The following is a 14,152-nucleotide window of genomic DNA, read 5'->3' on the forward strand; positions in this document are numbered from 1 at the left end:
TCCATCTAATCTTCAAAGTATAGCTCTACTTTCATGGCTGTTGCAGCATCTCTGCACGCTTCAAATGCTTTTTCACAATCTGTTATTGGGAACTTGTGACTTATTAAATGGCGGACGTAGTCTGGATTTGTTTTGATAAAATCTAATACCTCTTCAAACTCTCCTGTCCCACCAATGCTTCCTATTACAGTAAGGGATTTTAGCACTATTAGTTTTTGTGGAATTTCAACGTTTGGCAGCATACCTACACAGCCGATGATGCCCATTGGTTTTGCCATATGAATAGTGTTTACCAAGGCTTTAGCATTGCCTGTTGTTTCTATAATTATGTCATAATGAGCAGTGGTATATAGGGAATTGTAGTTGTTTTCATCGCTGTTTAATTTAAATAATTCTTCTGAAGGGCTCCCTGCTCCAAGGCTTACCGCAAGTTTCATTCTGTTTTCTACAATATCATATAAATCTACACTGTCGCAGTTATACAGCTTTTTAAGCAGCATTAAACTGGCAAGACCTATTGGCCCACCGCCCATAATTAGGATTTTCTTGTCTGTTAGGCTTTCGGCAACTTTTAAGATTTTCTTTATCATATGTGCTGCTACTGCAATAGGTTCTGTAAGGCAGATTAGGTCAAAGTCTAGTTCTTCCGGCGCTTTGTATACGTATTTTGCATCTCGCACAATGTATTCTGCTGATGCTCCATCTACTGTTATCCCGAATTTTTCTATGTGCTTGCATAGGTTTTTATCTACCTTGCAATATTCACATGTACCGCAATACCTGGAACAGTCGCCGGTCACCTTATCGCCAACATTAAAACCTGTCACATTTTTACCGACTTGGGCAATGATTCCTGACCATTCATGGCCAAACAGCATGGGGTATTTATGGGGGCCGCTGTATTTGCCATTATATAAAGCTACATCAGAACCGCAAATGCCTATATTTTTTATTTTTATTAATATCTCATTGTCTTTAAGTTCAGGTTTTTCCCGCTCTGCGATTTCTACATTCTTTGGAGATTGAAATAAATAAGCTCTCATTTTTTCACCTTCAGTCACTTTATTACTTGTTTACAATGTTATCCGGTGTTTCGTTGTTTATTATCTTTATGATATTTCTTGCACATGCCATGCTCACAGCATTTAATGATTCTTTTGAATAAGAAGCAATGTGAGAGGTTATTATTACATTGTCTAATTTCAAAAGGGGGCTATCAGCTTGTATGGGTTCCTGCTCTGTTACATCAAGGGCTGCTCCGCCCAAATGACCATTTGTTAAAAACTGATACAGAGCATTTTCATCTACTATACCCCCTCTGGCAGTATTGATGATAAATGCTCCTTTTTTCATCTGATGCATCTCTTTACTGCTTATTAAGTTTCGTGTATCAGGGGTTAATGGCACGTGAATTGAAATGAAATCAGATTCTTTTATTAAAGTTTCTAAATCTACCAGCTCTATATTAGATAAGTTCGCACTTTCTTTCACATATGGATCGTAACCTAATACCCGCATGTCAAAGCCTTGGCCTCTTTTAGCTACTCGCCTTCCGATAGCTCCGCAACCTATAATCCCAAGAGTCTTTTTGCATACATCTACACCGATATCTTTGTTCCATTTGCCTCGTTTAACTTCGAAAGCATTAGCTGAAATCTTGCGTGCAATATTTAGTATAAGGCCAAAGGCAAAATCGGCTACTGCATCAGAATTGGTTGCGGGCACATTCGTAACGGGGATCCCCATTTCCTTGGCTTTTTCGCAATCTATGTTATCTACACCGGCACCGTGTTTGCAAATTATTTTAAGTTTTTTCCCGGCTTCGATAACTTTAGCTGTCATGTGGTCAGCACCTACAATAACAGCATCATATTCTCCTATGACTTTTAAAAAGTCCTCTTCTCCGTACAGGCCGCTTTCCTTCTTAAAATCTATTGAACAATTGTTTTGCTCTAAGAGTTTTATGGGTTCTTCAGATACTTGCCCAAAGGATCTAGAGGTAACAAGTATTTTGTAAGTCATAACTGACTAACTCCTTTTAAATAATTAATTTTAATCCTTAATTATTTCAAAAAATCCTTTAACTGCAAAATCGCTTTGCTTGGTTTTTTCTACAACCTTAACTTTTAAGCCTAAACATGCAATCTCCAATAAAGCATTGTATATCTCTGCAATAGTCCTATTAGCGTAAATAATCACATAATTGATACCACGCCATTTGTTCTGTAAATATTGCTCTAAACATATAATGTCGCCGCCGAATATTGCGCCCTCTAAAAAAGATGTTTTTGCCCGAGTATCTGCCACATGAAATACCTGCATGGTGTTTATCAGGTAAACGGTCTTGTTAAATCCATATTGCATTAGCATTTTAAAGGCCTTCTGAACCATGCTTTTATCACATTCAAATATGTCTTTTTCTATTGAAGCAGATATGATTGTATGGTTTGATATGGCGTGAAATAGTTCCCCCGACATGGTTGAAATTAAGTCTGTTATTTTTTGGTCTTGAACATAGGCTATTTGGGTATGGGAACCGGGTATCAGTATGGCAGCTGATGAGCTTTTTACTTCGTCGTCTAAAGTGCTAAGAAGCCCAAATATTTCTACCTCTTCTCCTCGCATGGAATTTACTTCTAAGACATTATCCGTTGTTATAACTTCGGAATCAGGCGTGCTCTTTACACCAGGAATTAGACCGATTTGTCTTTTGAAAAAGAGGTCTTCATGATAACTGTAAACATGGTCCCGAAGGTCTTGTAAGGTTACAGGTACTTTTAGATGCGGAACTTCCTTAATTCCAAAAGGTGAAGTAACCATACCAGAGGCAAAAATTGCTGAAATATCTTGGTCTTTTAAGCCGTTTCTTTCTAGAACTTTGTCATAAAGTTTTTTAAGGCCTTCTAGTAAAACCCGATTAGTTCCGGCAATAGATGAGTCTTTAGACCCTATGCTTTTTTGATCATGATCAATTATTTTATTGTCTTTGATTAAATATATCCTTGAATTGGTTGTCCCTGAATCAAAATATGCTTTCAGCGTAATTAGACCTCCTCAAGTTTTTTTACATAACTTCGGGCAATTTTTTCAACTTCATCGTATTTTCCTGCGTAAATTAGTGATTTGTCTACAAGGTTTCCACCAATACCTAGGCCATCGGCACCGGCTTTTAGAAACTCTGTCATATTGTTAAGATTAACTCCTCCTACAGCTAAAAGAGGTATATTGTCCAGCGGGCCTCTGACTGCTTTTATATACCCAGGTCCTACATTTCCTACAGGAAATACTTTGACAAAGTCTGCTCCTAGCTGGTGTGCTTTTACTATTTCAGTTGGTGAAAAGGCACCAGGTATGGAAATCATGTTTAAGTCTTTTGTTTGTTTTATGACGACTTCGTCTGTATTTGGAGAAACGATAAAGCATGCTCCATGCTGATTTGCTTCTCTTACCTGCTTATCTGTTAGAACTGTCCCTGCGCCCAAGAGTATTTCATTTTCAAATTCTTTTTTCACTATTTCAATGCTCTTCATAGCATCGTCACGGTTTAGGGTAATTTCCATTACTTTAATGCCGCCCTTTATTAGTGCTTCAGCGGTTTTTAAGATGTGGTCACTATCTATCCCTCTGATAATGGCCACTATCTTAGCGGTTTTAATTGTATCTATGATTTGTTTTTGACTTGCCATGATAATCACTCCTTAATTTCCAAGGTAGCCGCCATCTACTGGTATTACAGCACCATTTACGTAGTCCGAGGCTTTTGATGCAAGATATATTATAGTGCCTTTTATGTCTTCAGGGGTCCCCCATCTGCCGGCAGGTATGCGCTTTAATATGGATTCATTTCTTACTGGGTCATTTATTAGCTGGGTATTTAAAGCCGTAGCCATGTATCCGGGAGCTATAGCATTTACGTTTACTCCCCTTCCTGCCCATTCGTTAGATAAGGCTTTGGTCAGCTGGGCCACACCGCCTTTGCTGGCAGCATAGGCAGGCACTGTATATCCACCGAAAAAGCTCAGCATAGATGCAAAGTTTATGATTTTGCCATGCCCTTGTTTTAGCATAAGCCTTCCTGCCAACTGACAGAGCTCAAATACTGATGTTAAGTTGATTTCTATTACCGCATCCCAATCTTCCAGGCTAAATTCTTCGCATTTATTCCTTCTTTGAATTCCTGCTCCATTTACTAATATATCTAAAGATCCAAGTTTTTCGACGGCTAAATTAAAAGCTTCCCTTAGTTCTTTCCGATTTGAAAGATCTGCACGAATGCCATAAACGGCAGGGCCTTGTTGAGAAAGTTCTTTTGCTTTTTCTTCTACGTTTTTTGCTATGTCGATTATGGCAACTTCTGCTCCTGCATCATGCAGGGCTTCTACTGCACCAAGGCTCAATCCAGATGCTCCGCCGGTTACAATCGCCTTTTTCCCTTTTAGATCAAACACGATCTCACACCTTTCTTTTTTTTAAAATTGAGTATAAGACCTATAAAAGGTCTTATACTCAATTTGATATTATAGCTTATGCCAACCACCAATCATGGGCAGTTCGTCAACTGACTTCCAGCCGGGGCTCATGGGTTCTTTTAGGAATGGTTTCATTTCTTCTTCTGTGCGTAGTGTTACTTTTTCTACTGGTGGTACTGTTCCTGGTGGGAATGCTTCTAAAATTTGGTCTATTACTAGTGTTAAGTATTTCAGTATAGCTGCAACTGGCCTTTTCGCTTTTCTTGCCGAGGCTATGCTGGGTTTACCTACTACGCCTTCAGGGGTTGCTGCACGCTCAATAGCTGCATGGCCTTCGCCTTCAGACCAGCGGCTGGGCCTTCCGTAAGGATCTACTGATGTATCAAAGTGGCCTTCCGGTAAGAAGCTTTGTGGCTGTGCATCTACTACTACACTCATGTCGATCATTCCGGGGAATAGCAAGAGGCCTACTGATGTTTCGCTTTCATCTGCGTGTATGAAATGGGTTTCCAAGCTGTCTTCACGGTCAACTGGATAGAAGAATTCCCTTACAGCTCTGTGCCAGTCAATTACACGGAAGATTCCTGGAAGCTGATATCTCTTCATAAATTCATGAATAGCTCCTTCCAGCATCCATAGATGGCCGTGGTTGTTTACTAAGATGATTTTTCTAAATCCGTCGTTCCAAAGTCCCAGCATTGTATAAATGATGGTCTCTTCTACTACTTCTTTAGGCATGATTACTGTGCCTGCCATACCTAAGTGGTGATATGGATGGCCGCCGTAGTTTAGTGGTGGGAAGGCTAGGCTTACTTCTCTCCCTTGTTTTGCTGTGTATCTTCTTACACCTTCTATGATTTGTGTTACCATAAAGGTATCAAGACCAGTATTTGCATGAATACCGTGGTTTTCTGTGCAACCAATGGGTACTAATACTACGTCGTTTTTCTTGCGCTTTTCGATGACTTTTACTCTAGGAGTGTTTTGAATGTAGGTACCTGGTTTGCCTAGTTCTGATTCTGATGGAATTCCATATTCCTTTAAAATCTCGTCGATTTCTTCTTCACTGGCATCCCATATTTGTTTCTTTAGACGCCCTACCTCATTGTCCTCAAATATTATTGCTGGGTTATCTGTAAGCAACCATTTTTTGTTTTTCATCTAAACCTCTCCTTTGCTTGATATTTATTGGTATACTCCTGGTATACCCTTTATACTTAAAAAAAATTGTTAACTTAAGTTATACCAAGAAATTTTTACTTGTATTCTCTATAAACAAAGATAAAAGAATAACAAATCCAACTGTAGCTGTTTGCCAATATGATGATATTTCAAGAAGGTTCATTCCGTTTATAAGCAGTGTCATTATAATAGCTCCCATTACTGTGCGGGCAACTCCTCCCTCACCGCCGCCGAAAGGCGTTCCGCCGATTAATGTAGCAGCTATAGAGTTTAGTGTAAAATCTGTTCCAATAAGGGCTTCTGCTGCATTTAATCTGGATATATACAGTAAGCCAGCGATAGCTGCTAATAATCCATTTAAAGCAAAAACTGAAATAACCATTCGATCTGTGTTAACGCCAGCAAGGCGAGTAGCCTTTATATTGGAGCCAGTGGCATAAATATTTCTGCCATAAGTTGTCTTGTAAGTCAAAAAACACAGCACGACAGTTATAAATATAACCTCAAATACCAGTACCGGTATTCCCATGATCTGACCACTGCCGAAAAAGCGGAATGCCTTATCAAAACCATATATCTGGGTTCCTCCCATATAAACATAGGCCAACCCGCGAGCAATCCAGTCCATTCCATATGTTGCTATAAAGGGAGTCAGACCTATTTTGGTTATCATAATTCCATTGATAGAACCGCATAGTAAGCCAATTAATAACCCTATTATTATCCCTAATATTATGCTTTGCGATTTTATTATACTTGCTGCAATGCAAGATGATAGTGCTAAAACTGAACCTATTGACAGGTCAATGCCTTTCGTAACTATAGCTAATGTCATCCCATAGCTTACTATAATCAGCAGGGAAGCTTGGCCTAAAACGTTAGCTATGTTAGTAAATGTTAAAAACGCAGGGCTTAGCAGAGACAGTGCAATTAAGAGAATAATCAATATCATAAACCTAGCATATTTTAATAAAAATCGTATTGCATTATGCTTCATTGGCTGCTCCTCCCTTTTTAGCTTTGTATTTTTCATTTAAAACATCAAAAATGATGATTAGTATTATGATAAACCCTACCAAAGTAAATTGTATTGGAGGAGTCAAACCTAACATATTTAATCCATTTCTCAAAGTTGCTATAATACATGCACCTATAATTGTGCCTAAAACTCCGCCTCTACCGCCATCAAATGGCGTTCCGCCAATAAGCGTAGCAGCTATTGCATCAAATTCATACCCAGAACCGGCAATGGGATTAGCCGAATTCACTTTTGATACAAGCAATATTCCGGCAAAACCTGCCAAAAGACTGCTCAGTATATAAGTTTTAAATATCACCTTGCTTGTATCTATACCTGAATACCTCGCTACCTGTTCATTGCCGCCGACTGCATAAATATTACTTCCGAATTTTGTATTGTAACTCAGATATATTATAGCCAGCGCAATGGCCATTGCTATTAATATACCTACCGGAACTCCGTATATCTGTCCATCGCCTAAAAATCTAAAACTGCTGTCAAATCCCGGTATCGTAGCCCCATTTGTTATAACAAGTGCAAGGCTTTGGGCAATTCCCATATTTGAAAAAGTCACAATCCAGTAATCAAACTTCCTATAGCCGATTAAATAACCGTTGATAAACCCTATAATAGAACCCACCGCCATACCTATACAAATTGCCAATGGAATGGATATACCTTTGTGAAGACATATGCCAGTGACCACACCTACAAGGGACATAGTAGAACCGACAGACATATCGATTTTCCCCAAAAGAATAGCCAAAGTCATGCCTAGAGATACTACTATTAAGACTGAAGCCTGTTTTAGGATATTCATCATGTTCATAAAAGTTAAGAAATAATCAGCGGTTACACCGAAAAAGGCAATTATGATCACCAGACCATAAATTATTCCTGGTAGCTTTTTTAGCTGTTTGATAATTTTGGCATATGTCATAAAGTATCTCCCCTTCCGATGGCAAAGTTCACAATCCGTTCTTGGCTTGCATTTTCATGACTGAACTCTGCAACTATTTTCCCTTGATACATGACATATATTCTGTCGGAAAGGCCTATGACTTCAGGCAGGTCTGATGAAATCATCATAATCGCTTTTCCGCTTTTTGCCAGATCATTCATTAATTCGTATATTTCGGCTTTTGCGCCTACATCAATACCTCTGGTGGGCTCATCAAATATAAGGACTTCGGAATCGGTTAGCAACCACTTAGCTAGAACTACCTTTTGCTGGTTTCCACCGCTTAAAGAGGCAACTACTACATTTTCATCAGGTGTAGCAATATTGAGTTTTGTAATGTATTTAGTTGCAATTTGCGATTCTACTTTATTATTTAAAATTCCCTTAGGAAAAACTTTTCTTAGACTGGCCTGAACTACATTTTGTTTGAGCAACATCTTTGTAATGAGGCCCTCGTCTCGCCTGTCTTCAGGTAACAGACCCATTTTATTTTGAACTGCCTGACTGGGCATGTGATGTTTTACTTTCTTGCCGTTTATTAATATTTCTCCGGCATCATATTTATCTTCGCCAAATATAGCCTTGGCCACTTCGGTCCTTCCGGCACCTACTAGGCCATAGAAACCAACAATTTCACCTCGGCGAACTGAAAAGTTAACATCCTTAAATTTGCCTCGGGAGCTTAAATTGCAAACTTTTAATGCTTCCGGCCCAGGTTCATTGTAATCCCGTTTATACAAATTGGTAATTTCGCGCCCTACCATCATCCTTATCAGTTCTGATGGAGGAGTCTCTTTTACGGGCACAGTGCCTATATACTTGCCATCTCTAAGGACTGTTACTCTATCGCCTATTACCTGAATTTCTTCCATTCGGTGAGAAATATATATTATACTGATGCCCATGCTTTTGTACTTTCTTATTATTGAAAAAAGCTTGTCTATTTCACCTTTTGTCAATGTGGCTGTAGGTTCGTCCATTATTAATATCTTTAAGTTGGCAAGGGAAAGGGCTTTAGCTATTTCCACCATTTGTTTTTGCGCTATCCCTAAGTCTTTTACTAAAATACGGCTATCCAAATCTATGCCAACGGTTTTTAACAGTTCATTGCACTTTGAATACATTGTCGCTTTATCTAATACTTTTACTCCTAATGGCCCTCGTTTTGTGGGCTCTTTGCCTAAAAAAATGTTTTGTGCTATATCTCTATGCGGCAACAGGTTAAATTCCTGATGAATAATACCTATGCCCAAATTTTCCGCATCATTGACTGAATTTATTTCAACTTCTTTACCATCTAAAAAAATCTTTCCACTGTCCTTTTTATATACTCCGCTTAATATTTTCATCAATGTAGATTTTCCAGCACCGTTTTCTCCAAGTAAAACGTGGACTTCACCTTTTCTTACATCCAAGCTGACATTGTCTAGTGCTTTAACACCAGGAAATTGTTTGCTTATTCCTTTTAATTGCAGTATTATTTGATCGCTCATGTGCTACACTCCTAAGTATATTTGTTCATTTGAGGTATTGCCTGTATAAGCAATACCTCAAATGAAAACTTTGCTTACTTTAAGAATTCGTCCACATTAGATTCGTCAACTATTGTAGTATCAATTACAATGCGATCGTCTACTGGCTCATTGTTTAAAACCTTCACTGCGGCTTCAACACCAACATATCCCTGTTCAAAACCCCTCTTGTCACAGGTCAAGGTCATTTTTCCTTCTTTTATAGCTTCTAGTGCATCTTGATTTGCGTCAAGTCCTGCTATTATGATTTTGCCAGTCAGGCCAGCTTGATCCACAGCTTCAACAGCACCCATTGCCATTTCATCGTTGGAAGCAAAAATAGCATTGACATCAGGATGTGCCTGCAACAGGTTTTGGGTTACCTGCATGGCTTCTGCTCTATTCCAGTTAGCCGTTTGTGAAGCAACAATCTCTATACCTTCATATTTAGCAAATGTATCAACCGCACCCTGTTTCAAATCTATGGCACTTTGGGCACCGGCTTTTCCTTCTAAAATTATAACTTTGCCTTTTTGGCCTAATTTTTCTGCAACGGCTTCTGCAACTTTAGATGCGGCGTCATAGTTCTCAACAGCTACAAATGTTTCTGTCACGCCGCCACCTACTTTAGTATTAACGTTGATAACAGGAATTCCAGCTTGGTTGGCTTTTTCTACTGCCGGAATAATACCTTGAGAGTCTGCCGGAATGAGAACTATAGCATCTGCTTGTTTTGTTATGGCATCCTCAACTTGCCTTATCTGCTCTTCGTTGTTATCAGCCTTTAGCGGAGCTAAAACTGTTAACTCCACACCATACTCTTTAGCAGCTGCTTCGGCACCTTCTTTTACAGCAAGCCACATAGGATTAACAAGATTTTTTACAATTAGCGTTATCTTATAAGAATTTGTTTCTTCTTGAGATGTTTCCTGTGTCGGCTGGCTATTTTGAGAACCACCGCCACAACCTGCTAGTATTACAAGACAAAGTGCTAAAACTAATGTTAATATCTTTTTCACTTTTTTTACCTCCCTTAATGTTTTGAAAAAAGCAAGGTTGGATTTAATTGCAGGCTAAAAATACCCCCTTTCGTAGGTATACTTTTGGTATACAATTTGAGACAATAAAATAATATTGGTTTTGTCATAGATACTTACATTAGTTTGGAAAGTTATATTTTTTTAAATGGTAGTTTTTACTATCCAATATATGTTCTCGCATTTTGCTTTCTGCTAAAACAGCGTCTTTTTGTTTAATAGCATTAATAATGCTTTTATGGTGCACTGCTGTCGTTCTTGCCCTAACCTTGTCCTTTTTTATGGTATTAGTAATTCTTTCAATTTGATCATTTATGTTTTTTATCATAGCTTTTAATCTGCTATTGCGACAACCTTCTACAATACATTTATGAAAAGCTACGTCATATTTTACTAATTCTTCTATATTATCTCGTTTTAGTGCAATTTCTATATGTTCATACAATTTATCAAGCTCTTCTATTTCAGATTGAGTGGCATGTAGAGTAAACATCCTCGTTGCTAGGCCTTCCAGGACTTCACGAAGATCATATACTTCTATTATGTCTTCATAACTTATGCCGGAAACAAAGGCTCCCTTGCCTGGTATAAATTCAACTAAACCTTCACTTCCTAATTGATGCAGGGCTTCTCTAACAGGGGTGCGGCTAACATTAAGGGCTTTGCACAATTCCCTTTCAATCAGAAAAGTTCCTGATGGTAATTTGTTGTTTAGTATATCTTGCTTTATTGCATTATAAGCCATTTCCTTTTTGGTAATATTTCGTGAATTTTTGGGATCAATTAATGGACTCATTATTCTAATCCTTTCAAAAAAAATGCCTTTTGTATTCATTTGGTATACCACATATATTTATATTCGATATAAAATTTTTAATTCCTTCTTAAAAGAAAAAAATTTTTATTTGCGTTATTTTGAAATAAATCGACTTTTGGAGACTTGGCTATAAACTGTTTGTCAAACCTTTTGTTGTTATGTATAATACCATTAGGAAACTACTTTCTGTTTAATTTTTTAAAAAGAGCCTAGCGTTTCAGTGAGATTAATTTAAAAAACGGAGGAATTAATAAATGGATAAGCGGATTAGAGAGCTGGCGCTTATGGGGCTTTTATCTGCATTGTTAGTTATAGCTACAGTTATGCTTCGCTTCCCAGTTCCCACTTTTAATCTATACTTTAATCTAGGGGAAGCGATAATTTATTTAACTGCTCTGCTATATGGTCCTATCCCCGGGGCCTTAATAGGCGGCGTTGGTTCAGCTCTGGCTGATATTATTGGGGGATACCCCGTATGGGCACCAATAACTTTTATAATCAAGGGCTTAGAGGGATACATTGTAGGAAGTTTGGCAAATAAAAATAGATACATTGCCGTCATGTCGGGCGCTATTATCATGATGGCAGGTTATGCTTTAGCTGCGGGGATTTTGTACGGAATTGGAGCTGTGCCAATTGAGCTTGCCGGAGATTTTGTACAGGTATCGGCAGGGGCAGTTATTTCTTTGTTTTTGCACAGCAGACTTAAACGTATTTTTATAAATGACGAAGATAGATTTTGAGGTGATTTATGTGTTTAGCGCAGGCAAGGTACCTCCAGATATTTTAAGGAAAAGCGTATATCCATTCACTGGCAAGCAAAGAAGGGAAGTGTTGGTTCACTCAGGTCTTGGCGAAGATTCAAGTATCATAGACTTCGGCAACAAAGTTGCGGTGCTTTCAACTGATCCCATTACGGGTGCTGATATTCACAGCAGCCATCTTGCAGTTTACGTGTCCTGTAATGATATTGCGGCCTGCGGGGCTGAACCTATTGGAATTCTCGTCACATTGCTTTTACCCTTAAGTTCTGATGAGCGTTTATTAAAAGAATTAATGCAGGGTATTCACGAAACGGCCAGCAAAATCGGTATCGAAGTACTGGGAGGGCACAGTGAAATTACACCAGCAGTTGTAAAACCCATTATTTCCGCTACGGCCATAGGTATTGTAGACAAAGACAAATTTGTAACATCCTCGGGTGCCAAGCCCGGTGATGATATAATAGTAACAAAATCCCTAGGCCTTGAAGGTTCTGCTATCCTTGCAACTGATTTTGAAGAATTTCTTAAGGGCAAGGTTGCAGAGAAAACTATTAAAACTGCTCAGAGCTTTATAGACAGAATAAGTGTCATAGATGAAGGAATAATTGCCGCCAAAATCGGCGTCTCGGCTATGCACGATATTACAGAAGGCGGATTGTTAGGGGCCTGCTCCGAAATTGCTGAAGCTTCCGATGTAGGAGTGGAAATTCACCAGGATTTGTTGCCTATATTACCTGAAACCAGAGATATTTGCCAAGCCTTTGGTATCAATCCCCTTGGTCTTATTTCCAGTGGTTCAATGCTTATATGCACACCAAAAGGTAATGAAGTAGTAAATGCTCTCAAATCCCATAATATCCCGGCTACTATAATCGGTAAAATCACTTCAAGCGGAAAATATATTATTACATCTGGCAGCAAAAAGCCACTCGTTCCCCTGGAAAGGGATGAGTTAATAAGAGTCATTGAGAAATTTAAATAAATGCCTAATATCAGTACAAAGTTTTTTGTATAAAATTTTCAATAATGGATATAATGTGGATATAACCTTCTCAAGGGGGACGAGTTTATGGGGGAAATAGACATTTTCGCCCAGCTTTCAGATATGAAAATGGTTGATTACAAGAACACTTTGGCTATAGTAAGTCTCATAGAAGTTCTCAAAGAAAAAGGAATAATAGGAGAAAACGATGTAGGTCTTAAAGCAAAAGCACTAGATTCTTTGATAGAACATAAAATCAAATCACTTAAAAGGATATAAAAAAAGCAGCGTTAAGCTGCTTTTTTACACTATAACTTCATCTCGCTCTTTATGATACTCTAAATATCTTTTATATGACATCCTTACAAGAGATTTATCTTGACTATATGTGATTTTCTCCAATGCTTCTTCTATAGGATAAAAACCGCCTTCTGAAAAATTTAAGTCTGCATTGGGACTGCAATTATCGCTGAAAGCTTCCATCAAGAACCATGTTATTTGATTGCATACCGGTCTTTGCCGGGTAACAGAATAAAATTCATAACAGGTTTCTCCTACACAGGATACTATCCGAGCATCAACTCCCGCTTCTATCTTTACCCTCTCTATAGCCGTTTCTTGAGCAAGATAACCAGGCCTGATAACTCCTTTTGGCAGTACCCATTCAGACTTTTCATTTTTAAGTATTAGCACACGATCCTCAAAGAAAACAACACCGCCCGAACATACTCTTGTAAGCATGACATGCCTCCTTATTTTTTCTTGCCCTTCCCTCCATAGTTTATATGGGAAATAGGGCTCTTTTTAATAAAATATTTTATACAGTTAAAATTCGACATCACTTATTAAAATTCCTTCTGTATATTAAAATCATAAATCGCTGATATTTTTAACTATAGTATTAACTTCATCTATAGCGTTACTAAGCCGTTTTCTATCCTCTTCTGTTAGTCTTTCCAAATTTTTCACTATTATATCCAAAAATTTATTTTTATACTGCTCCAAACACATTCTCCCATCATGCGTAATCCTTACCATAACAACCCTTCTGTCATCCGGTAGATAAAATCTTTCTACCAAGCCCTTTTCAACTAATCTGTCAATCATAACCGTAAGACTTCCATAGGTGGTTTGAAGAATTTCGCCTAATTCCGACATTTTATACGGGCCACCTTTTTTTAAAATGCACAATACCCAGTATTGCCTTTGTGTAATCGATGGCTCATCGGAGGCACTTTGAAGTTGACGGTTAAGAGATTCGACCCATCGGTTCAGAAACCAAATGAAACTTTCCATACTTTCTGCAAGGGCATTTTTTGAATGTTCCAGTTTAATCACCTCTTAAAAGATTACATAGTGTTTTATAAAATATATTGCCGCAGACAATTTTTCTTTTATCACCTAATAA

General features: G+C 38.2%; 16 protein-coding genes. 3 read left to right on the plus strand and 13 right to left on the minus strand.

From position 1 onward, the window contains the following. Positions 1–5: 5 nt before the first annotated feature. The 11 genes from JT739_RS03115 to JT739_RS03165 all read right to left on the minus strand — a co-directional run bounded on the left by JT739_RS03115 (position 6) and on the right by JT739_RS03165 (position 11,016). On the minus strand, positions 6–1,043 hold the full coding sequence (locus JT739_RS03115; RefSeq protein WP_237659632.1) for a zinc-binding dehydrogenase: 1,038 nt from the start codon (positions 1,041–1,043) through the stop codon (positions 6–8). A 22-nt stretch (positions 1,044–1,065) separates the two neighbouring features. After that, positions 1,066–2,022, minus strand: a complete 957-nt coding sequence (locus JT739_RS03120) for a phosphoglycerate dehydrogenase (protein WP_237659633.1) — start codon at positions 2,020–2,022, stop codon at positions 1,066–1,068. A gap of 30 nt (positions 2,023–2,052) precedes the next feature. Next, entirely contained in the window at positions 2,053–3,045 is a 993-nt protein-coding gene (locus JT739_RS03125) for a 2-dehydro-3-deoxygalactonokinase (RefSeq protein WP_370642563.1), read from the minus strand. Beyond that, positions 3,045–3,686: a bifunctional 4-hydroxy-2-oxoglutarate aldolase/2-dehydro-3-deoxy-phosphogluconate aldolase gene (locus JT739_RS03130; RefSeq protein ID WP_237659634.1), complete on the minus strand. Its 642-nt coding sequence runs from the start codon at positions 3,684–3,686 to the stop codon at positions 3,045–3,047. The genes JT739_RS03125 and JT739_RS03130 overlap by 1 nt, the downstream gene beginning before the upstream one ends. A gap of 12 nt (positions 3,687–3,698) precedes the next feature. Next, the gene (locus tag JT739_RS03135; RefSeq protein ID WP_237659635.1) at positions 3,699–4,448 is read right to left on the minus strand and encodes an SDR family oxidoreductase; all 750 of its coding nucleotides are present in this window, start codon (positions 4,446–4,448) and stop codon (positions 3,699–3,701) included. 69 nt (positions 4,449–4,517) lie between these two features. After that, positions 4,518–5,630: a 3-dehydro-scyllo-inosose hydrolase gene (gene iolN / locus JT739_RS03140; RefSeq protein ID WP_237659636.1), complete on the minus strand. Its 1,113-nt coding sequence runs from the start codon at positions 5,628–5,630 to the stop codon at positions 4,518–4,520. A gap of 79 nt (positions 5,631–5,709) precedes the next feature. Continuing rightward, the gene (locus JT739_RS03145) at positions 5,710–6,648 is read right to left on the minus strand and encodes an ABC transporter permease (protein ID WP_237659637.1); all 939 of its coding nucleotides are present in this window, start codon (positions 6,646–6,648) and stop codon (positions 5,710–5,712) included. Continuing rightward, positions 6,638–7,612 (minus strand): ABC transporter permease, encoded by a 975-nt coding sequence (locus JT739_RS03150; RefSeq protein WP_237659638.1) that lies wholly within the window; start codon positions 7,610–7,612, stop codon positions 6,638–6,640. Before JT739_RS03150 ends, JT739_RS03145 begins: the two co-directional genes overlap by 11 nt. After that, on the minus strand, positions 7,609–9,126 hold the full coding sequence (locus tag JT739_RS03155; protein ID WP_237659639.1) for a sugar ABC transporter ATP-binding protein: 1,518 nt from the start codon (positions 9,124–9,126) through the stop codon (positions 7,609–7,611). Before JT739_RS03155 ends, JT739_RS03150 begins: the two co-directional genes overlap by 4 nt. A 74-nt stretch (positions 9,127–9,200) precedes the next feature. Next, positions 9,201–10,163 carry a sugar ABC transporter substrate-binding protein gene (locus JT739_RS03160; protein ID WP_237659640.1) on the minus strand — a complete coding sequence of 321 codons (963 nt, stop codon included), beginning with the start codon at positions 10,161–10,163 and terminating at the stop codon, positions 9,201–9,203. A 139-nt stretch (positions 10,164–10,302) separates the two neighbouring features. Then, on the minus strand, positions 10,303–11,016 hold the full coding sequence (locus JT739_RS03165; protein WP_237659641.1) for a GntR family transcriptional regulator: 714 nt from the start codon (positions 11,014–11,016) through the stop codon (positions 10,303–10,305). A gap of 236 nt (positions 11,017–11,252) precedes the next feature. Here JT739_RS03165 and JT739_RS03170 point away from each other — a divergent pair, with 236 nt between their 5' ends. From JT739_RS03170 to JT739_RS03180, 3 genes are all read left to right on the plus strand, one after another. Continuing rightward, a complete protein-coding gene (locus JT739_RS03170) occupies positions 11,253–11,741 on the plus strand; it encodes an ECF transporter S component (protein ID WP_237659642.1) in 489 nt (162 codons plus the stop codon). Next, positions 11,722–12,744: an AIR synthase family protein gene (locus tag JT739_RS03175; protein ID WP_237659643.1), complete on the plus strand. Its 1,023-nt coding sequence runs from the start codon at positions 11,722–11,724 to the stop codon at positions 12,742–12,744. The genes JT739_RS03170 and JT739_RS03175 overlap by 20 nt, the downstream gene beginning before the upstream one ends. An 87-nt stretch (positions 12,745–12,831) precedes the next feature. Next, positions 12,832–13,023 (plus strand): hypothetical protein, encoded by a 192-nt coding sequence (locus JT739_RS03180; RefSeq protein WP_237659644.1) that lies wholly within the window; start codon positions 12,832–12,834, stop codon positions 13,021–13,023. A 24-nt stretch (positions 13,024–13,047) separates the two neighbouring features. Here JT739_RS03180 and JT739_RS03185 read toward each other — a convergent pair whose 3' ends face one another. Continuing rightward, positions 13,048–13,485 carry an NUDIX domain-containing protein gene (locus tag JT739_RS03185; RefSeq protein WP_237659645.1) on the minus strand — a complete coding sequence of 146 codons (438 nt, stop codon included), beginning with the start codon at positions 13,483–13,485 and terminating at the stop codon, positions 13,048–13,050. A 129-nt stretch (positions 13,486–13,614) separates the two neighbouring features. Then, positions 13,615–14,040, minus strand: coding sequence for a MarR family winged helix-turn-helix transcriptional regulator (locus JT739_RS03190; protein ID WP_255688287.1), 426 nt, complete (start codon positions 14,038–14,040; stop codon positions 13,615–13,617). Positions 14,041–14,152 lie beyond the last annotated feature (112 nt).

The organism is Tepidanaerobacter sp. GT38, assembly GCF_021991635.1.
In the GTDB taxonomy this organism is placed as follows: domain Bacteria; phylum Bacillota; class Thermosediminibacteria; order Thermosediminibacterales; family Tepidanaerobacteraceae; genus DTU063.